This window comes from Alicycliphilus denitrificans K601, from assembly GCF_000204645.1.
GTDB classification, from domain to species: domain Bacteria; phylum Pseudomonadota; class Gammaproteobacteria; order Burkholderiales; family Burkholderiaceae_C; genus Alicycliphilus; species Alicycliphilus denitrificans.
Window position 1 is genome coordinate 702,987 of sequence record NC_015422.1, and the last position, 18,502, is coordinate 721,488.

Sequence of the window (18,502 nt, forward strand, 5' to 3'; positions counted from 1 at the left end):
GGTTAGTGGGTCACTTCTGCGTGGAAATCAACATCTCGTCTTCCAGCAGGCTCTTCTGATCGGCGCTGTGCCGCTCGGATTGGGCGGCGAACTTCAGCCGCTTGAGCAGCGCGCACTCATAGGTGAGCTTCTCGTTGAGCGCGCGCTGGTGACGCAGTTCGGCCAGCAGGCGCTGGGTCACTTCGCGCAGTTGCTCTGCGTCCAGTTCGCTCAGGGCTTGCTCGTCGATCACCATGGCTGGCAGTGTGCCCGCTCACCCTGGGTCCAGCCATTGACGCATCTCCCGATTGCCACGGCCACGCCCTTGCGCCGACGATTCAGACCACGCTGATGGCACCTTGCGAGCCCACACGCTGCCAGGGCAGGCCCAGCACCAGGGCGTTGAGCTGGGCGTGTTCCAACGCCACGTTCGGACTGCCCGCAGGTGCCCAGACAAACTTGCCCTGGTGCAGCCGGCGCGCGGCCAGCCACAGCCCCACACCGTCATGTACCAGGACCTTCAGGCGATTGGCTCTCTGGTTGGCGAAGACGTAGGCATGGTGCGGGTGGGCCGCGCCGAAGGTGGCGATCACCCGCGCCAGGGCCGTGTCCGTGCCCGCGCGCATGTCCAGCGGGGTGGTGGCCAGCCAGGCCTCATCGATACGGATCACCGCAACAACTCCCGCAGCATCTGGGCGCACTCGGCGGCGCCAGACAAGGGCCAGTGCACGGTCACGGACATGCCGGGGCGCTGGCATTCGATGCGGATGCCGTCCGCTGGCGTTGGCAAGGACGCGGATGGCAGCTCACCAGCAGACGCCGGCGGTACTGCGCTCAGGTCGATGGGGATAAAGGCCGGGGGTGGGGAAGCAACGACTGCAGTGCTGACGCCAGCTTCAAGACGGTGAAATCCCTGCGCCCATTCCTTGAGCCAGCGGTGTAGCACGTTGGCGTTCATGCCATGTTGCAGGGCCACCGCCGCGACCGATGCGCCTGGCTGTCGGCAGGCAGCCACCAGCTCGGCCTTGAATTGCGGGGTGTAGGTGCGGTGCGTGCGCCGCTGCGCATAGCGCGGGGTCTGAGGGTCTTTGAGCATCGTGTCCACGCCAATGTTGCGTGCACACGATCTTGCTCAGCCTTACCACCTCATTCAAGATGGGTTCGCCAGCCGCATACGGCGAACAAGCTGGCGCGCATTTGCTACGCCACGCTGCGCGACCACGCACCGTTTGACGAGGCGGCGCGGTTGTGCAAAAAGACCCACCGCCAAAGCTATGTCATGCCAGCCTGAGACACACGCCACGGCCAGTTTCCTTCACCACTTGCGAAGGGTTTGATCGACCATCATGGCCAATCGGGTTCCTCCCACACCGCACTACGCCGATAACTCTTCCGGCAGCTTGCCTGCCGCTTGCAACGTGTGGCGACGCGGTGACGCAGATTCCATGTCGGCACGGACCAGAAAAGAGTCCACTACAGATGCCGGATATACGACTGCAGGTTTTTTACCCCTTGGTCCCCAATCGGTCAGGCTCTTGCTGTTGTGGGGGAGTCCATATAGGAATGGTTACCCGCACAAGCCCTTCCCAGATGTCGCCGGTTTGGGTCTAACTCCACCATATACAGCCCGCGCGAACCCAGACCGCGCCATACATGAAAGAGCGGGGGGCTCGGAAGTCCGGTTGATGCTGTCGGGAAGGTGCCCGACGGATTTTCTTTGTTGGAGCGTTCTGGGAGTCGTCGATTAAGCGATTTTCGACGGACTTTCCAGAACAGACCAGTAGACGACGAATCAACGAGTTATGAGCGGAAGTTCCGACGGACTTTATTTGTTGCGGTCACGGCGCTTACTTGCTCATTTTGTCCTTGGACATGCCGCCCTTGCCCATTTGATCCATGGAGGACTTGCCGTCCTTGGTCATTGCGCCCTTGCTCATGCCCATGGCGTCCTTGTGGCTGGCGCTCTTGTCCATGGAGGATTTCTCCATGCCCATCTGGCCCTTGCCCATGGAGTCCTTGGATGTCGAGTCGGCCGCGAAAACCGAGGTGGCGCCCAGTGCGAGGCACATGGAGAGCGTGGCGGTGGTGAATGCGTTTTTCATGATGATGCTCCTTGGTTGAGGCTGAAAAAGGCGGCATGCGCCGCAGGGGGAATCGAAAGGTGGATGCGCTCGTTCAGCTGCCGCCGAACCAGTTGTAGCCCTGGTCCTCCCAGTAGCCGCGGTTGAAGGTGTTGCTCACGAAGATGGCCCGTATGTGCTTGGGGTTCTTGTAGCCAAGCTTGGTGGGCATGCGCAGCTTCATCGGAAAGCCGTACTTGGGCGGCAGCGGCTGCCCGTCCCAATCGAGTGCGAGCAGCGTCTGCGGGTGCAGGGCGGTCGCCATGTCGATGCTGGTGTAGTAGCCGTCGGCACATTCGAAGCCCACGTAGCGCGCGCCGAGGTCCGCTCCGACGGCGCGCAGAAAATCGCCGAAGCGCGGCCCGCCCCACTTGCCGATGGCGCTCCAGCCCTCCACGCAGATGTGGCGCGTAACCTGCGTGTACTGTGGCAGCGCGCGCAACTCATGCAGCCGCCAGCGGCGCTTGTCGGCCACGAGGCCGGTGACCTCCAACTGGAAGCCGTCACCGTCGACCTGCGGTACCTCGCCCTCGCCATAGAAGGCATTGAACGGGAAGGGCCGGGTAATCATCGAGTCGAGGTAGGTGGGCGCAAGGTGCGAGGGATCGAACAGCCAGCCCTGTACCCGGTCGTTGAAACGCGAGATGCGCATCAGTGCCGCCTCGGCCGTGGCGTTGTCGTCGATGCTGCAGCCGCTGAGCAGGCCCAGGCCGCCAAGCGTGAGCCCGCGCGTCAGAAACTGCCGGCGCGAGGCTTGCGGCAGCTGCCTGGCGAGCAGCTTGCGTGCATCGGCCACCACGGCTTCGGCGTTGTCCCTGTGCCAGATGGAGGTAGGGGGGCTCATGGCGTGGCCTCCTTGGCGGTCGTCCGGCGGAGCGTGGACCGGCCCAGCAGCATCGCGAGCAGCGAGCGCGGCACCAGTACGACCATGACGAGGTGCACGGAGGCGAAGCCGACTATGGCGGCCATGCCGTAGAAATGGATGTGTCTGGCCGTGTCGTAGCCGCCCAGGAGTTCGCGCAGCAACGGGAACTGCACCGATTTCCAGACGACGAGGCCGCTGAGCACCAGCACGACGAGGTCCGCAATGGCGAACAGATACGCAGCGCGCTGCACCTGGTTGTAGCGGCCCATGTCCCCATGCGACAGGCGCGCCGTCAGCGCGAGCCAGGCATCGCGGAGAATGCCGCGCGCCGTGACGGGAAGCAGGCGGCGCGCGAACCTGCCGGTCGCCAGATTGAGCAGCAGGTAGGCGAGCCCGTTGAGCACGAACAGCCACATGCCGGCGAAATGCCACTGAAGCGCGCCGCCGAGCCAGCCGCCCAGCGTGATGCCCGCAGGAAAAACGAAATCGAAGATGGGCGAGGCGTTGTAGATGCGCCAGCCGCTCGTCACCATGACCAACACGGCCACGGCATTGAGCCAGTGGGTGACGCGCAGCCAGAGCGGTTGCAGTGGCTTGCTGTGTTTCGACGGTTGCGGCGTGGGCGACGACATGGGGGCATTGTTCGGCGCGCCCGGTCTCGAAATCCTCACCGAAAGTTCAAAAAATCGTGATCTTTCGGCGCGGGCCGCTGCGGGAGAATGCGCCGATGGACACCCCCAAACGCATCCTGATCGTCGAAGACGATGACAGCATCGCCGAGCTGCTGCGCATGCATCTGAGCGACGAAGGCTACGACGTCGAGCGCGTGGCCGATGGCAGGCTGGGCCTTGCCGCCGTGGAGCGTGGAGGCTGGCATGCGCTGGTGCTCGACCTGATGCTGCCCGGGGTGGATGGCCTGGAGATCTGCAGGCGGGCGCGGGCCATGACTTACTACGTTCCCATCATCATCACCAGCGCCCGTTCGAGCGAGGTGCATCGCATCCTGGGGCTGGAGCTGGGGGCCGACGACTACCTGGCCAAGCCGTTCTCCGTCATGGAGCTCGTCGCGCGGGTGCGCGCGCTCCTGCGGCGCAGCGAGGCGCTCGCGCGTAATGCCAAGCTCGAGGCCGGCGTGCTCTCGCTGGGGGGCCTGAGCATCGACCCGATCGCGCGCGAGGCCCGGGTGGACGGCCAGTCCGTCGAACTTACGCCGCGCGAGTTCGACCTGCTGTATTTCTTTGCCCGCCAGCCGGGCAAGGTGTTCTCGCGGCTCGATCTACTCAACCAGGTCTGGGGCTATCGGCATGACGGCTATGAGCACACGGTGAATACGCACATCAACCGGCTGCGGATCAAGATCGAAAGGAACCCGGCCGACCCCAAGCGCATCCTCACCGTCTGGGGTCGCGGCTACAAACTCGCGGAGGATGCCCTGTGACGGTGCAGAGTCTCTCGCTTTCGCAGCGCCTGTCCGCTGTGTTCGTGCTGCTGCTGCTGGCCTGCTGCGCCGCCTCGGTGGTGCTGCAGATGCGGGGCAGCGAAAGGCACGAACAGGAAGTCATTCAGCGGCTTTCGCTGGATCTGGCGCCGCAAATCGCACGCTACCCCGAACTGATGGAGCCACGGGGCTTCAACCCTTCGGCCGTGAGCGGGCTGTTCGACAAACTCATGGCAGTGAATCCGAGCGTCGAGGTGTACCTGCTCGATGCGGGAGGTCGCATCCAGTCCTATTCGGCCCCGGAGGGCGCGGTCAAGCGTCTGCAGGTGGATCTGGCGCCCGTGCGCCGGTTGCTGGGCGGCGGCGCACTGCCGATCTTCGGGGACGACCCGCGCAGTCCCGATGGGCGGAAGGTCTTCAGCGCGGCGCCGTTGAAAGCTGCGGGCCGCGATGCGGGCTACGTCTACGTGATTCTTCAAGGAGAGAGCCGCGAATCGCTGGCCGCGCGCGTGAATGCCGGCAGTGCGGCGAACGCCATACTGTGGTCCATGACGCTGGTCGCGCTGCTCGGCCTGATGGCGGGGCTTGCGGCGTTTCGCCTCATCACGCGCCCGCTGCGTACACTGACCGAAGCCGTGCGCGGCCTGGAAACGCATGGCATGTCCTGGCTGCCGCAAGCCAGGCCACTGCTGAAGCAGGCCGCCCGCAGCGGCGGAGAGATTGCGTTGCTCGGCCAGAGCTTCGAGCGGCTTGCGCAACGCACGCAAGAGCAATGGCAGGCCCTTCGCAACCAGGACCAGCAGCGGCGCGAGCTCTTTGCCAACCTCTCGCATGATTTGCGCACGCCGCTCACCTCGTTGCATGGCTATCTGGAGACCTTGCGCATGAAGTCCGAGGTGCTGGAGCCGCAGGAGCAGCGCCGCTATCTCGACATCGCACTGGAGCAAAGCCGCAAGGTCGGCCGCCTGGCGCAGGAAATGTTCGAACTTGCGCGGCTGGAATACGGCGTGGTCAAGCCGGAGATGGAGCAGTTCTTCCTCGCCGACCTGCTGCAGGACGTATTCCAGAAATTCGAACTTGCCGCGGAGGCCAAGCATCAGCGCCTGGTGGCGGACATCGCGCCGGGGTTGCCCCCCATCACGGCCGATCTCGCAATGATGGAGCGCGTGCTGATGAACCTGATCGACAACGCGGTGCGCGTCGCGCCTGAAGGCGGCGAGATCACCGTGGAACTACAGCCGCATGCGCAGGGTGGCATCGAGGTCACAGTGCGGGATACCGGCCCAGGCATTTCTGCTGCATTGCAGGAACACCTGTTCGAACGCCCCGCATTCACAGGCTACGCGGCCGCGCAAGGCGCTCGCTCGGGTGGCTTTGGGCTCATGATCGTGCATCGCATCCTGCAGCTGCATGAAAGCACGATCCGGCTGATGTCTCAGCCGGGAGCCGGAGCGGTGTTCCGGTTCGTGCTCCGGTGAAATCGCAGGCGTGCGTATCAACGTACCTTTTTCAGCTTGATCAGACTGGCAGTGTCGTTGGCCCATACCGCCACGGCTGCGCCGGTTGCGCTCTTGGGCAGCTCTGCATCGGTCTTGGGCGCCACCAGCGGCATCTTGCCGGGATCCTCCCAGATCCACACGTTGCAGGCCTTGCCGGGCTCGCAGGCTGCCTTGGCGGCTTCCACCCATGCCGTTTCGGAGAGGTTTTCCTTGCAGTGCATCAACACCACCGAGTCGCTGCGGGCTTTCACCGTGCAGCCGTTTTGCGCCGCATGCGTCACCGAGGGCGCCGCCATCGCAAGCGTCGAGGTCACCAGGGCCAATGATTTCAGGGTGGGATGCATGGCTTGCTTTCTGAAGGGGTGAGTGGAATTTGCAATCGCATTGCGCGTGCGACTGCCCAACCGCTTTCATTGTCCACGGCCTGGTGCCAAAGGCAAAAGGAAAAGCGAGGAGTGCCACGCTGTGTGGCGCTCCTCGCCTGGGCAGCCTATGGGCTATGGCTGGTCTTGACGGACGTCAGGCAGACCGGCTGCGACGCGTAATGCCCAAGCCAACCAAACCGAGCGCCATGAGCATCAAGATGCCGGGCTCCGGCACTTGTCCTGTGGATGCCTGGACCTTGTTGTGGATGGCAGTGGGGAAGTCGTTGAAACTATTCACTGCCAGAACCCAGGGGTTGGAAGTCATGGGGTTGGGTGGTGACGATCCGTCAGGCAAGAAGGTGCCGCAATTGTTGCAGGGCCCATTGACAGGTGAAAACACCAAGCTCCTCAGAGCAGACACGTCAAAGCTACCGATGGCTTCGGCGGTGAGCGCGTCGATACCTGCGGCCCTTGCGGCAATGGCGGCATTGATGGCTGCCTGATTCGGATTGTTGCCAGGAATATTGGGCTCGCCATCGGTGGCGATGTTAATCATCGAATTGAGTCCGGTGCTGAAGTTGCTGGACCCTGTCATCAAACTGGAGATGGCGGCGATGCCGGCTGCAGTGGCCGTCAAGCCAGCCGAATACGCCATGCTGTTCACTGCCGCGATGATGCCCGGCAGTGAGGCGGCGGTCACGACGGTGGGGGACACCACGGTAGTCGTGCCAGACGAGAAGGTGACCACCGTCACCTCGATCGAACCATCTGTAGGCAGGGCCGCCAATGCTGCGGCATAGCCATTCCTCATCGTTTGGAAGTTGGATGACCCGATGCTCCCCGAAGCGTCGACCAAGAAGCCAAGTTGGGTCGTGACGGGCGCCGCGTAGGTCGCCAGCGAAGCGGTAGCTAGCGCTAATGCGCTGCCGATGTGCCGCAGGAATTTCGAAAGAGTGAGCATTTGAAGGACTCCTTGGGGGCAGGTGGATCGGTGGCTTGAACCGCTGGAGCGGTCGGTTTTAAATAGCAAGATGCGCGCCATGAAAAATTTTCTTTTAAAAACATGGTGTTATGGGCGGTTCACTTTTTCTTGGCAACGCTCTGTAAAACTTTCCGACGCCAGGGCTGAGTTCCTCATCGCTTAGTGCCTGATCAAGGGGCAGCGCTTTAAGTGCCTATTGCGCCGCAGCATGGCCTTTGCGATAGTTCAATGCGCTTGGCCGGGGGATCGTCGGGCTGGCGTGCCGGGCGCGGCCCCGCTAGGATGCATCGGGGGACCTTTGATGGAGACTCGCAGCCCCTGAGGCCCCATGCTGGTGGGGTGGCGTCGGATAGGTTTTTGTGTTTGGTCAAACGGAGTGCGTGCCGACCATGTTGATTCAGCCGGTGGTTTTGTCGGGCGGCTCGGGCACACGCCTGTGGCCCCTGTCGCGAGAGAAATATCCCAAGCAGCTACTGGCGCTGATGGGCGAGGACTCCCTTCTGCAGGCAACACTGCGGCGGTTCAACGGGGTGAGCGGAGCAGACAGCGCGCCGCCGCTGGTGGTGTGCAACGATGAGTACCGCTTCGTGGTTGCGGAGCAATTGCGTCTGATCGGCAGGCTCGGGCGTATCGTTCTGGAGCCTGTGGGGCGCAATACCGCGCCGGCATTGACGCTTGCCGCGCTGGCTGCGCAGTCTGGCGGGGAAGACCCGGTGCTGCTGATCATGCCGGCCGATCACGTCGTAACCCAGCTCGCGGCATTCCAAGAGGGCGTGCGCCATGCCGCGCGACTGGCACAGGACGGCGCCATCGTCACTTTCGGCATCACCCCTGACCGGCCCGAAACCGGTTACGGATACATCCAGGCCGGTGCTGCGGTCGATGAGGATGGAGCGCGCGCCATTGCGCGCTTCGTTGAAAAGCCCGATCGCGCCACGGCGGAGGGTTATTTGCAGGCGGGCGACTATCTCTGGAACAGTGGTTTGTTCGTGCTGCGGGCCTCCGTCTGGCTCAAGGCATTGGCGCTGTGCCGGCCCGATATTCTGGAAGCATGCGAAGCCGCGTGGAAAGGCGGTGCGTCCGACTTGTCGTTTTGGCGTGTGAATGCGGAGGCGTTTGCCGCCTGCCCGAGCGACTCCATCGACTACGCCGTGATGGAGCGTCTGGCTGGTGCGCAATCGGTGGCAGGGCTGCCGCGCGGCGTGGTGCTGCCGTTGTCTGCAGGATGGTCCGATGTGGGGGCTTGGGACGCGCTCTGGCAGATCTTGCCCAAGGACGCCGATGGCAACGTGGTGCAGGGCAGAACCCTCATGCAGGACAGCAGTAATACCTTGGCGCTGTCCTCGGGGCGCTTGCTGGCTTGCGTCGGCGTTCAAGGGCTGGTTGTCGTGGAAACCCCCGACGCGGTCTTGGTGGCAGATCAACGGCACACCCAGGATGTGAAAAAGATCGTTGATCGCCTGAAACGCGATGGCGGTACGGAGGGGGTACTGCACCGCAAGGTTTACCGCCCCTGGGGCTGGTACGACGGGGTCGATGGCGGAGAGCGCTTCCAGGTCAAGCGCATCATGGTCAAGCCTGGAGGCAAGCTGTCGCTGCAGATGCACCATCACCGCGCAGAGCACTGGGTCGTAGTGCGCGGCACCGCCCGCGTGACCAAGGGCGAGGAGGTCTTTTTGTTGACGGAGAACCAGTCGACCTACATCCCCCTGGGCGTGACGCACCGCCTAGAGAACCCTGGTCATGTCGACCTAGAGATGATCGAGGTGCAGTCCGGTTCGTATCTGGGCGAGGACGATATCGTGCGATTCGAAGACTATTACGGGAGGTGAATACATGCTTTCCGTCTATCATGTGGACAGCCTGATAGCCGTTGCATTGTGGTGTGCCTTAGTGTGGGTCATTGGATCAGAAGCTGGCTGCTACGTAAAACAGTGTGAAACGTAGCGAAATGCAGAAGTCAGATATGTGTTTACGTGCGACAGTCATCCACAGTATGCTGTAGTAACATTTGGTTAAATCGGGCTCTATAAACCTTTGTATTGGAGTTGCGCCATGCACAAAAACGTTTCGAGGCTCCTTGGTTCAATGGTTCGTGTCCTGGCAATGGCCGGTGTCGCCGTGGCAATGGTGGGTTGCGGTGCCATGAGAGGTGGGGACTACCCGGCCGCACCCGCCCAGGCGGCCACTCCGGATTACAACTACGTCGTGGGGCCTGGCGATACGCTGAACATCATCGTCTGGCGCAATCCTGAACTGTCGCAGGTCGTTCCCGTGCGCCCAGATGGTCAGGTGTCCACACCACTAATCGATGGGCTTGTAGCGCAAGGCAAAACCTCCGCCCAGATTGCCCGGGATGTGGAAAAGGAACTGGGCAAGTACGTGCGGGATCCGGTCGTTACCGTGATCGTGACTAATTTCGTTGGACCGTATAGCGAACAGATCCGCGTGGTAGGTGAGGCAGCCAAGCCGCAGTTCTTGCCCTACAAGCAAAAAATGACGGTTCTGGATGTCATGATCGCAGCTGGCGGGTTGACCGATTTTGCCGATGGCAACCGTGCCACGCTGGTGCGCTCGGCCGAGGGCAACAAACGCTATAAGGTGCGCCTCGATGATCTGATCAAGCGTGGAGATATCGGCGCCAACGTGGACGTGCTTCCCGGAGACATTCTCATCATCCCCCAAGGGTGGTTCTGACCCGGCTTGTCGGCTGGGTGCAGCGTGCGTTTGTTAGGGGGATGGAATGGATGAGCTTCTAGGTCAGATCACTACCGCTGCGCGTGGTATGTGGATCTATCGCCGGGTGGCGATGCTGACCACTTGGCTGGTGGGGGCCATCGGCGTCGGTGTGGTGCTCTTGATGCCTGATTACTATCAGGCATCGGCGCGCGTGTTCGTAGATACACAGTCCATCCTGAGGCCGCTCATGACCGGCATTGCCGTGCAGCCGAATATCGAGCAGCAGGTATCCATGCTCAGTCGTACGCTGATCAATCGTCCCACGGTGGAACGGCTGGTCCGTATTGCGGATCTTGATTTGGGTTCGCAATCCAAGGCATCGACAGATGCAGTGGTTGATTCTGTAACAAAATCCATCAGCATCCAGTCCACCGGGCGCGACAACCTCTATACGCTGTCCTATCGCAATCCAAGCCCTGAAAAGGCGCAACGGGTTGTACAGGCCCTGCTGACCATCTTTGTCGAATCAAGCCTGGGCGCTGCGCGCCAGGATTCGGATAGCGCACGTCGCTTTCTGGACGAGCAGATCAAGAGTTACGAGGCCAAGTTGACGGAGGCGGAAGGGCGTCTCAAGGCATTCAAACTGCGCAACATCGAGATGCAATCCCAGAGCGGCCTCGATTCTGCCGGGCGGGCTGCTGAAATTGACAATCAGCTGAGTCAGGCCAGGCTTGATTTGCGTGAAGCTGAAAGTGCGCGGGTGGCGGCAGGTCGCCAACTGGAGATACTGCGCTCGCAAGCGGCCAAGTCTCCGGTCGCCTCTGCGCCCGACGTGCAAACGCCCGAGCTTGACGCGCGTATCTATGCGCAAAAGCGCAATCTGGATACGCTGCTGCAGCGTTACACCGACGAACATCCTGACGTCGTCAGGACGCGTTTCTTGATTGCGGATCTCGAAGCACAGAAGCGTCGTGAAGTAGAGGCCTTGCGCCGCAAAGCGCAGGAGGGGCACGCCGCACCTGCTGTTGAGACCAATCCGGCGATTTTGGAGCTCAGTCGCATTTATTCTGCAGCAGAGGTGCAGGTGGCGTCGCTGAGGGCGCGTGTGGTCGAATACGAATCGCGCTCTCGCCGTATTCATGAGCAACTCAAAGTTGCCCCACAGTTGGAGGCGGAGTTGGCGCAGCTCAACCGTGATTACCAAGTCAATCAGAAAAATTATGCTGATTTGGTTGCGCGTCGTGAATCGGCCCTGATGTCGGGGAAATTGGAAAACACATCCAACGTGGCCGAATTCCGAGTCATCGACCCCCCTCGTGTCGCCCCCAAACCAGTCGCTCCGAATCGGCTGCTGTTAATGCCAATTTCGCTCTTGGTTGCCATTGGCGCAGGGCTGGGCATGGCATTTGTGATGAGCCAGGTCAGGCCCGTATTCTTTGATGGCGCCACCCTGCGGCAGGTGACGCAGTTGCCATTGCTGGGCGTAGTTGGGCAGATTGCCAGCGACGAGTCGCGGCGACGTGAATCGCGTAGCTTGATGCGTTTCATCATGGCATGTGTTGCATTCCTGTTGCTTTATGCGGGCGGCATGGCGGCGCTGTCCATTCATTCTGGCGTTCTGGGGTAACAGCGATCATGACCAGCTCTATTGAAAAGGCGGCTCAACGGCTGGAGCAATTGCGCAAGGCGGGTGTGTCGCTGGCTGGCGACAAAGGACGGCCAACCGAAGCCGCAGTGCAGGAATCTGCGTATCTGCCTGAGCATGCGGCGCATTTTGCGGGAATGGATTCGGTCGAGGCTCAAGCAGCAGCACACTCGAAACCGGGCACGAAAACTGTGCAAATCGACCTGACGGCGCTGGGGGCCAGTGGCTTTGTGACGCCCAATGCGCCACGCTCGGTCACCACTGAGCAGTATCGCGTCATCAAACGGCCGCTCCTTGAGAATGCAACAGGTAAAGGTGCTTCCCTGGTGGCGCATGGCAATTTGATCATGGTCACCAGCGCCCTGCCGGGTGAAGGAAAAAGTTTCACAGCCATTAATTTGGCTATGAGTCTGGCGATGGAACTCGATCACACGGTCATGCTTGTAGATGCCGATGTGACATGCCCCTCGGTCATGACCAAGTTAGGCCTGCCTCCCGCCGCAGGTTTGCTGGATGTGTTGCAGGACGACAAGATCAAATTGTCTGATGTGCTTTTGCGCACCAATGTGGATAAGCTCACACTGCTGCCCGCAGGGTTGCCCCATCCACGCGCGACGGAGCTGTTGGCCAGCGATGCCATGACTTCTTTGCTAGATGAGATGGGAAAGCGCTACAGCGACCGAATCATCATCTTCGACTCACCGCCGTTACTGCTGACCACGGAGGCCCGGGTACTGGCCGGTCATATGGGGCAGGTTGTGATCGTGGTTCAGGCAGAAAAAACGCTCCAATCACAAGTCGAGCACGCGTTGTCTACCATCGAGTCGTGCCCCATCAAACTTATGGTGCTCAACCAGGTGCGTAGCAGTGGTCTGGGCGCTTATGGCTACGGCTATGGTTATGGCCACGGACGGATGGTGGGAGAGCGTGGGCCGGCCACTGCTGTGGCATGAGATGAAAGAGAGAAGAGAGGGCGTCTGTATGCACCTGCAGTACTGTCGTATAGCAAGTACTCACGTTGCTGGCCGGGCTGTGTGGGCGCTGGCGGCAGCATCGGCACTCTCACCTGGCATTGCCTTGGCGCAGGTGCCTGATGTTTCCACGGCGGAGCCGCCTGGCTTTGCCCCCGTACAGTCACCCGTTGTTCCCACGGAACCGACGGACGCCATAGTAAAGCGGCGAGACAATGCCCCGGCTGACTCGCGTCAATCAGGGGTGTGGCTGGAACCACGCATCACGGTGCAGCATACGGTCACCAACAATGCACGGCTTGATGCGACGCATATCAGTGACCAAGTGACTGAGGTAAATCCAGGATTTCGGTTGGTGAGTGATACGGCTCGTATCAACGGCTTTGTCGATTATTCTCTGCGAACCGCACATTACGCCCGTGGCACGGTTTCTGACCAAGTCTGGCACAACCTTAATGCCAAGGGAACTGCTGAGGCGATTGAGAACCGGGTTTTTGTCGATGTGGCAGGTGTCGTTGCGTTGCAGCCAATTTCGGCATTCGGCGCGCCTGGCGTTGATTCGCCCGCAAATCCAAATATGGCGCAGACGTCAAGCTTTCGGGTATCGCCATACCTGAAGGGTAGTTTTGGAAGTAATGTCGATTACGAGGCGCGCTATAGCGTGCAAGATACGCGTTCTGATGCGGAAAATCGTGCCAGTGTTACGGTGCAGGGTTGGCTTCTGCATCTCGGAAGTAAACCGGATGGTCACACTATTATTGGGTGGGCATTGGATGCAATGCAGGAGGACGCTGAATTTTCCACTGGAAGAAATATAGATACAACCACGCTGCGCGCGCGCATGAGTTATCTGGCTTCTCCGCAGTTGCTTCTTGTTGGTATTGGCGGGGTCGAATCCACCAATCAGCTGTCACCAACGCACAAATCTCATGGTATCGTGGGGTTTGGCGCCGATTGGCGGCCATCCAATAAAACCCGACTGTTTCTTGAGCGCGAGAGTCGTTACTTTGGTGAGGCTCATAAAGTCAATTTTGAATATCGCACTTCGCGTACCATCTGGAGCTACACGGATCGCAAGGGTATATTCGCTGGGCTGGGCGCCCAATCTTCGGCATCAATGGGGTCGTTGTTTGATCTACTTGACAGCTTTTATGCGCGGACCGAACCGAATGCGATTCGACGTACGCAGCTCGTCTTGGCAGAAATTGAGCGTAGGGGGCTTCCTGCAGATATGCAGGTTTTCCCAGATTTTCTGACATCATCGAGCACGCTGCAGCGGTTGCAAGAACTATCTGTGGCGCTCTTAGGTCAGCGGAGTACATTCACTCTAGCGGTCCTGCGTTCTGATACTCGCTTGCTGGATGGAACGCTTCAACTTGGGGATGACTTTGATGCCAATACGCGGATTCGTCAGCGCGGCTGGCGTCTGATGGTCGGCCATCGACTCACGCCAAATGCATCTATCAATGCAAGTCTTGGTGAAATGCATAGCGTGGGATCGGTCCCTGGGTTGGAAACCCGAGTACGTCCGCTCATATTAGGATGGAATACCCTTGTAGCACGGCGTACGAATGTCGGAATTCAGCTGCGTCGTGTATTGTCTGATGGGAGTGTCACTCGATATAATGAGTCGGCCATCATGGGGTTCATTACACATCGGTTTTGATCCATGTATGAAGCTTTTTATGGGTTAACCAGCAAACCCTTCCAGCTCAATCCCGATCCAGGCTTCTATTTCAGCAGCAAGCAGCATCAGCGCGCCCGGGCCTATCTGGAATACGGTGTCATGTGCTGCGAAGGTTTCATCGTCATCACGGGAGAGGTCGGCGCAGGGAAGACCACGATTGTGCGCGGCCTGCTCGACAGTTTGGACCCTGACACCGTCGTGGCTGCGCATCTGGTGAGTACGCAACTAGGTGCGGACGATACGCTGCGCTTGGTAGGCGCCGCGTTCGGTGTTCGCGTGCATGGGGTGCCCAAGGGGGATTTGCTGCTAGCGCTTGAGGCGTTTTTTGTCGCTCAGACGTTGAAGGGAAAGCGCTGCCTGCTGATCGTCGATGAGGCGCAGAACCTGCAACCGCAGGCAGTGGAAGAGTTGCGCATGCTGTCCAATTTTCAAAATGGACAGGATGCTTTGTTACAGACGTTTCTTGTAGGGCAACCCGAGTTCCGTGAGATTCTGCAGAGCCCTGGCATGTTGCAACTGCGGCAGCGAGTCATTGCCACCTGCCACCTCGGACCACTGGATTCTGAAGAAACCCGGGAGTACATACTGCATCGCCTGAAGTGTGCTGGAGCGAGCGACAAGCCCACTTTCGATTCTGAAATCTTCGAGGGAATATATCGTTTTACTGCGGGTATTCCTCGGCGTATCAATACCTTGATGGATCGTGTTTTGCTGCAAGGCTTTCTTACCGACAAGATCCATATAGATCTTGAGCTGCTCAATGAGATCATTCACGAGATCCAATCCGAAATGAATGTGCCGCCGAAAGTGGCGCATCCCTGGGAGTCGCCACTACGAACGGCAACACGCGGAGCGCTTCCATATGACGACTCGGAGTTGGCGGACTTGAGTCTTGATGATGAATTGGCCAGTGGACTATCAAGCAACCTTGCGAACATAACTGCGGAGCAGCTGAGCGCGCATCTTTTGCGTATTGAGCGCAGCGTGCTGCGCCAAGAGCGGGTGAACTTGGAGATCCTGATGAACTTGCAGAAGCTGGTGGCTGCAGCGCGGCGATCCCATCCGGATAGCGCGGCTGGTTAGAGCGTGTCATGCACGATCCCGGTCCCATTACCAACGCGCTGACCATCGACGTAGAGGACTATTTTCAGGTCTCGGCCTTTGCGCCATATATCAAGCGCAGCGAATGGGATTCGCGTGAATGCCGTGTGGAGCGCAACGTGGATCGTATATTGGCCCTGTTGGACGATAGAGGCGTCCGGGCGACCTTCTTCACGTTGGGCTGGATCGCCGAACGGTACCCTGCAATGGTGCGCCGCATCGTGGATGGCGGGCATGAGCTTGCCAGCCATGGGTATGGGCATGAGCGTGCAAGTGACCTGTCGGAGGCCGACTTCTTCAATGACGTTCACCGCGCCAAAGCATTGCTCGAAGATATCGGTGGCATGTTGGTCTTGGGGTACCGTGCTCCTAGCTTTTCCATCGGCTCTGCCAATATGTGGGCACTCGATACATTGCTGCGCGCTGGGTACCGCTACAGCTCCAGCATCTATCCCATACGGCATGATCACTATGGAATGCCGGATGCGCCACGCTTCAGCCACCAGATCCGTCAGGGCCTGATCGAAATACCGCCGACCACATTGCGCATCTTCAACCATAATCTGCCATCGAGCGGTGGCGGCTACTTCCGCCTTCTTCCATACTCGTTGTCGCACTGGATGCTGCGTCATGTTAATACCCAGGATCACTCACCTGCAGTTTTTTACTTCCATCCATGGGAGATCGATGTCCGGCAGCCGCGCATTCAAGGCATCAGCCTCAGGACACGTTTCAGGCACTACGTGAACATAGGCCGTATGGAGAAAAGGCTGGGGCTGCTGCTGCAGGATTTTTGTTGGGGGCGAATGGATCACGTTTTTCTACCCCGGCATGCACCGGAGGTCTCTCTTGTCTGATCTCTCCATGGAATTGACGATCCATCGACTGGATCCGAACAATGCTTCCGATACTGTCCGATGGGATGACTTTGTGCGTGGTTGTGCCCAGGCCACATTCTTTCACCGTTCCGGGTGGCAGGCGCTGATTCGCGAGGTTTTTCGCCACGACACCTATTTTCTCTTTGCGGAATCGGGTGCAGGTGGGGGTATCCGAGGGGTCTTGCCGCTTGGGCATGTCAAAAGTCGTCTGTTTGGAAACGCTTTGGTCAGCCTGCCATTCTCCGTGTACGGAGGTGTTGCTGCACTCGACGAGCAGGCCGCATCGGCGCTGGAGCGAGAGGCCGAGTGCCTGGCTGAGCGCCTGGGGGTGGATCATCTAGAGCTGCGCAACGTGCAGCGCCGGCATGCGGATTGGCCTTTGCAAGACCTTTATGTGACGTTTCGCAAGCCCATCGAACCTAAAGAAGAGGCCAATCTTTTGGCCATCCCGCGCAAACAGCGCGCGATGGTGCGCAAGGGCATCAAGAATGGCCTGACCTCCCACATCGACACCTCGGTGGATCGTTTCTTTGCGCTTTATGCCGACAATGTGCGTCGCCATGGGACGCCAGCCCTGCCGAAGGCCTATTTCAAAGCCTTGCTTCGCATTTTTGGACCTGATTGTGAGGTGCTCACGGTTTGTTCGCCCGATGGCCATCCCATTAGCAGCGTTTTGAGTTTTTATTTTCGTGACGAAGTGCTGCCCTACTACGCTGGGGACGCTTCAGCGGCGCGAGAGCTTGCGGCCAATGATTTCAAATATTGGGAACTGATGCGCCGTGCTTGTGCACGTGGTCTGAAAGTCTTTGACTATGGGCGCAGCAAGCAGAACACGGGCTCATACGCATTCAAGAAAAACTGGGGATTCGAGCCCACGCCTTTGCACTACGAGTACCGGCTGTACAAAAGCGACAGCGTGCCGCAGAACAACCCCTCGAATGCCAAGTATCGTCTGCTGATTGCCGCTTGGCGGCGCATGCCCATTCAGCTGACCAATTGGCTCGGGCCGAAGATTGTGCGCAACCTTGGATAAGACCATCTGACGCATGGCTGCTGCAAGTAATATTCTTTATTTGGTGCACAGGCTGCCGTACCCACCCAACAAGGGTGACAAGGTACGCTCGTACCATTTGCTGCGTCACCTGCAGAAGAGTCACCGCGTGTTCCTGGGGACGTTTGTAGACGACCCGGACGATTTGCAGCACCTGCCGACGCTCCGGGCCATGTGCAGCGACCTGCATGTGGAGCGCATTCATGTCCGCAGCGCCAAAATCAAAAGCCTCAGCGGGATATTGACAGGTGAAGCGCTGACGCTCGCCTTTTATCGTAGCGCTGGCATGCGGCAATGGGTGAAGCAGACGGCTGCCGCGCACGATCTGAGAGCATGTGTGGTTTTTTCTTCCGCCATGGCGCAATATGCGCAAATGCTTCTACCGCAGGTGCCCATGTTGGTGGACTTCGTGGATGTGGACTCTGCCAAATGGACCCAGTACGCCCCCGCGCACCGTTGGCCTTTGTCCATGCTGTACCGTAGGGAGGGCAGACATCTTCTCGCATACGAGCGCGCCATGGCTGCATTGGCGCAACGTGCGTATTTCGTGACGACCAACGAAACTTCCTTGTTCCTGTCGCAGGCCCCCGAATGCGCGGGACGGGTGCAGTCCATGGGCAATGGGGTGGATTCCGATTTTTTCGCGCCCCATCCTCGGCGGGAAAGCCCCTTTGCCGCAGGGGAGCAGGCCATCGTGTTCACCGGTGCCATGGACTATTGGCCCAACATAGACGGTGTGAGCTGGTTCGTGTCGGATATGTTGCCGCACCTGGTTGCGCGTTACCCGCAGGTTCGGTTCTACATCGTAGGCCGCAGTCCTTCGCCGCAGGTGCAGGCATTGGCAAGTCCGCATGTCGTCGTCACGGGCACCGTACCCGATGTGCGGCCCTATCTGCAGCATGCCAATGCGGTAGTGGCGCCATTGCGCGTCGCGCGTGGCATTCAAAACAAAATTCTCGAAGCCATGGCCATGCAGCAACCCGTGGTCACGGTCACCAGCTGCGCCGATGCCATCGGTGCCACGGCAGAGCAGGGAGTGTTGCGAGCCGATGCGTCAGAGGAGTTCGTCCAGGTCTTGCAGTCTCTGCTTGAGTCTCCAACCAGCGTTGCTGAGTTGGGGCGCAAAGCGCGCAGCTATGTGGAGCATGCCTGTAGTTGGCAGGCACACCTGGGCACCATCGATAGTTGCCTCGGCAACGCAGGTGCCGCCCATGCCGGTGGTGCCGGAGCATGAGGATGCAC

General features: G+C 59.8%; 18 protein-coding genes and 1 pseudogene. 11 read left to right on the forward strand and 8 right to left on the reverse strand.

What is annotated here, in order from left to right:
* Nucleotides 1-31: 31 nt before the first annotated feature.
* The 6 genes and pseudogenes from ALIDE2_RS03375 to ALIDE2_RS03400 form a co-directional block, all read right to left on the reverse strand.
* Nucleotides 32-235 (reverse strand): annotated as a pseudogene (locus tag ALIDE2_RS03375) (IS66 family transposase); the annotation flags it as partial.
* An 82-nt stretch (nucleotides 236-317) separates the two neighbouring features.
* Nucleotides 318-650: an IS66 family insertion sequence element accessory protein TnpB gene (tnpB, locus tag ALIDE2_RS03380; protein WP_013516300.1), complete on the reverse strand. Its 333-nt coding sequence runs from the start codon at nucleotides 648-650 to the stop codon at nucleotides 318-320.
* Entirely contained in the window at nucleotides 647-1,075 is a 429-nt protein-coding gene (tnpA, locus tag ALIDE2_RS03385; protein ID WP_013516301.1) for an IS66-like element accessory protein TnpA, read from the reverse strand. Before tnpA ends, tnpB begins: the two co-directional genes overlap by 4 nt.
* Before the next feature lie 751 nt (nucleotides 1,076-1,826).
* The gene (locus ALIDE2_RS03390) at nucleotides 1,827-2,081 is read right to left on the reverse strand and encodes a hypothetical protein (RefSeq protein ID WP_013721395.1); all 255 of its coding nucleotides are present in this window, start codon (nucleotides 2,079-2,081) and stop codon (nucleotides 1,827-1,829) included.
* 73 nt (nucleotides 2,082-2,154) lie between these two features.
* Nucleotides 2,155-2,943: a molybdopterin-dependent oxidoreductase gene (locus tag ALIDE2_RS03395; protein WP_013721396.1), complete on the reverse strand. Its 789-nt coding sequence runs from the start codon at nucleotides 2,941-2,943 to the stop codon at nucleotides 2,155-2,157.
* On the reverse strand, nucleotides 2,940-3,596 hold the full coding sequence (locus ALIDE2_RS03400; RefSeq protein ID WP_013721397.1) for a cytochrome b/b6 domain-containing protein: 657 nt from the start codon (nucleotides 3,594-3,596) through the stop codon (nucleotides 2,940-2,942). The genes ALIDE2_RS03395 and ALIDE2_RS03400 overlap by 4 nt, the downstream gene beginning before the upstream one ends.
* 95 nt (nucleotides 3,597-3,691) lie before the next feature.
* Here ALIDE2_RS03400 and ALIDE2_RS03405 point away from each other — a divergent pair, with 95 nt between their 5' ends.
* Nucleotides 3,692-4,402, forward strand: a complete 711-nt coding sequence (locus tag ALIDE2_RS03405; protein ID WP_013721398.1) for a response regulator transcription factor — start codon at nucleotides 3,692-3,694, stop codon at nucleotides 4,400-4,402.
* Nucleotides 4,399-5,880 (forward strand): sensor histidine kinase, encoded by a 1,482-nt coding sequence (locus ALIDE2_RS03410; RefSeq protein ID WP_013721399.1) that lies wholly within the window; start codon nucleotides 4,399-4,401, stop codon nucleotides 5,878-5,880. The genes ALIDE2_RS03405 and ALIDE2_RS03410 overlap by 4 nt, the downstream gene beginning before the upstream one ends.
* A 17-nt stretch (nucleotides 5,881-5,897) precedes the next feature.
* Here the strand turns inward: ALIDE2_RS03410 and ALIDE2_RS03415 are convergent, their stop codons facing one another.
* Entirely contained in the window at nucleotides 5,898-6,245 is a 348-nt protein-coding gene (locus ALIDE2_RS03415) for a hypothetical protein (RefSeq protein ID WP_013517626.1), read from the reverse strand.
* Nucleotides 6,246-6,420: 175 nt separating this feature from the next.
* A complete protein-coding gene (locus ALIDE2_RS24190) occupies nucleotides 6,421-7,227 on the reverse strand; it encodes a VWA domain-containing protein (RefSeq protein ID WP_013517627.1) in 807 nt (268 codons plus the stop codon).
* Nucleotides 7,228-7,637: 410 nt separating this feature from the next.
* On the opposite strand from ALIDE2_RS24190, the gene ALIDE2_RS03430 reads away from it, so the two are divergent.
* The 9 genes from ALIDE2_RS03430 to ALIDE2_RS03465 all read left to right on the forward strand — a co-directional run bounded on the left by ALIDE2_RS03430 (nucleotide 7,638) and on the right by ALIDE2_RS03465 (nucleotide 18,494).
* The gene (locus ALIDE2_RS03430; protein ID WP_013517628.1) at nucleotides 7,638-9,080 is read left to right on the forward strand and encodes a mannose-1-phosphate guanylyltransferase/mannose-6-phosphate isomerase; all 1,443 of its coding nucleotides are present in this window, start codon (nucleotides 7,638-7,640) and stop codon (nucleotides 9,078-9,080) included.
* Nucleotides 9,081-9,303: 223 nt separating this feature from the next.
* Nucleotides 9,304-9,945 (forward strand): XrtA/PEP-CTERM system exopolysaccharide export protein, encoded by a 642-nt coding sequence (locus tag ALIDE2_RS03435; RefSeq protein WP_013517629.1) that lies wholly within the window; start codon nucleotides 9,304-9,306, stop codon nucleotides 9,943-9,945.
* Nucleotides 9,946-9,991: 46 nt separating this feature from the next.
* Nucleotides 9,992-11,554: an XrtA system polysaccharide chain length determinant gene (locus ALIDE2_RS03440; protein ID WP_013721400.1), complete on the forward strand. Its 1,563-nt coding sequence runs from the start codon at nucleotides 9,992-9,994 to the stop codon at nucleotides 11,552-11,554.
* An 8-nt stretch (nucleotides 11,555-11,562) separates the two neighbouring features.
* Complete coding sequence (locus tag ALIDE2_RS03445) at nucleotides 11,563-12,525, forward strand: XrtA-associated tyrosine autokinase (RefSeq protein ID WP_013721401.1); 963 nt, start codon at nucleotides 11,563-11,565, stop codon at nucleotides 12,523-12,525.
* Nucleotides 12,526-12,553: 28 nt separating this feature from the next.
* Complete coding sequence (locus ALIDE2_RS24195) at nucleotides 12,554-14,209, forward strand: TIGR03016 family PEP-CTERM system-associated outer membrane protein (protein WP_013721402.1); 1,656 nt, start codon at nucleotides 12,554-12,556, stop codon at nucleotides 14,207-14,209.
* 3 nt (nucleotides 14,210-14,212) lie between these two features.
* Nucleotides 14,213-15,313, forward strand: coding sequence for an XrtA/PEP-CTERM system-associated ATPase (locus ALIDE2_RS03450; RefSeq protein WP_013517633.1), 1,101 nt, complete (start codon nucleotides 14,213-14,215; stop codon nucleotides 15,311-15,313).
* A gap of 8 nt (nucleotides 15,314-15,321) precedes the next feature.
* Complete coding sequence (locus ALIDE2_RS03455; protein WP_013721403.1) at nucleotides 15,322-16,188, forward strand: XrtA system polysaccharide deacetylase; 867 nt, start codon at nucleotides 15,322-15,324, stop codon at nucleotides 16,186-16,188.
* Between the two features lie 7 nt (nucleotides 16,189-16,195).
* A complete protein-coding gene (locus tag ALIDE2_RS03460; protein WP_013721404.1) occupies nucleotides 16,196-17,242 on the forward strand; it encodes a FemAB family XrtA/PEP-CTERM system-associated protein in 1,047 nt (348 codons plus the stop codon).
* Between the two features lie 13 nt (nucleotides 17,243-17,255).
* A complete protein-coding gene (locus ALIDE2_RS03465; protein WP_013721405.1) occupies nucleotides 17,256-18,494 on the forward strand; it encodes a TIGR03087 family PEP-CTERM/XrtA system glycosyltransferase in 1,239 nt (412 codons plus the stop codon).
* The last annotated feature ends 8 nt before the right edge of the window (nucleotides 18,495-18,502 follow it).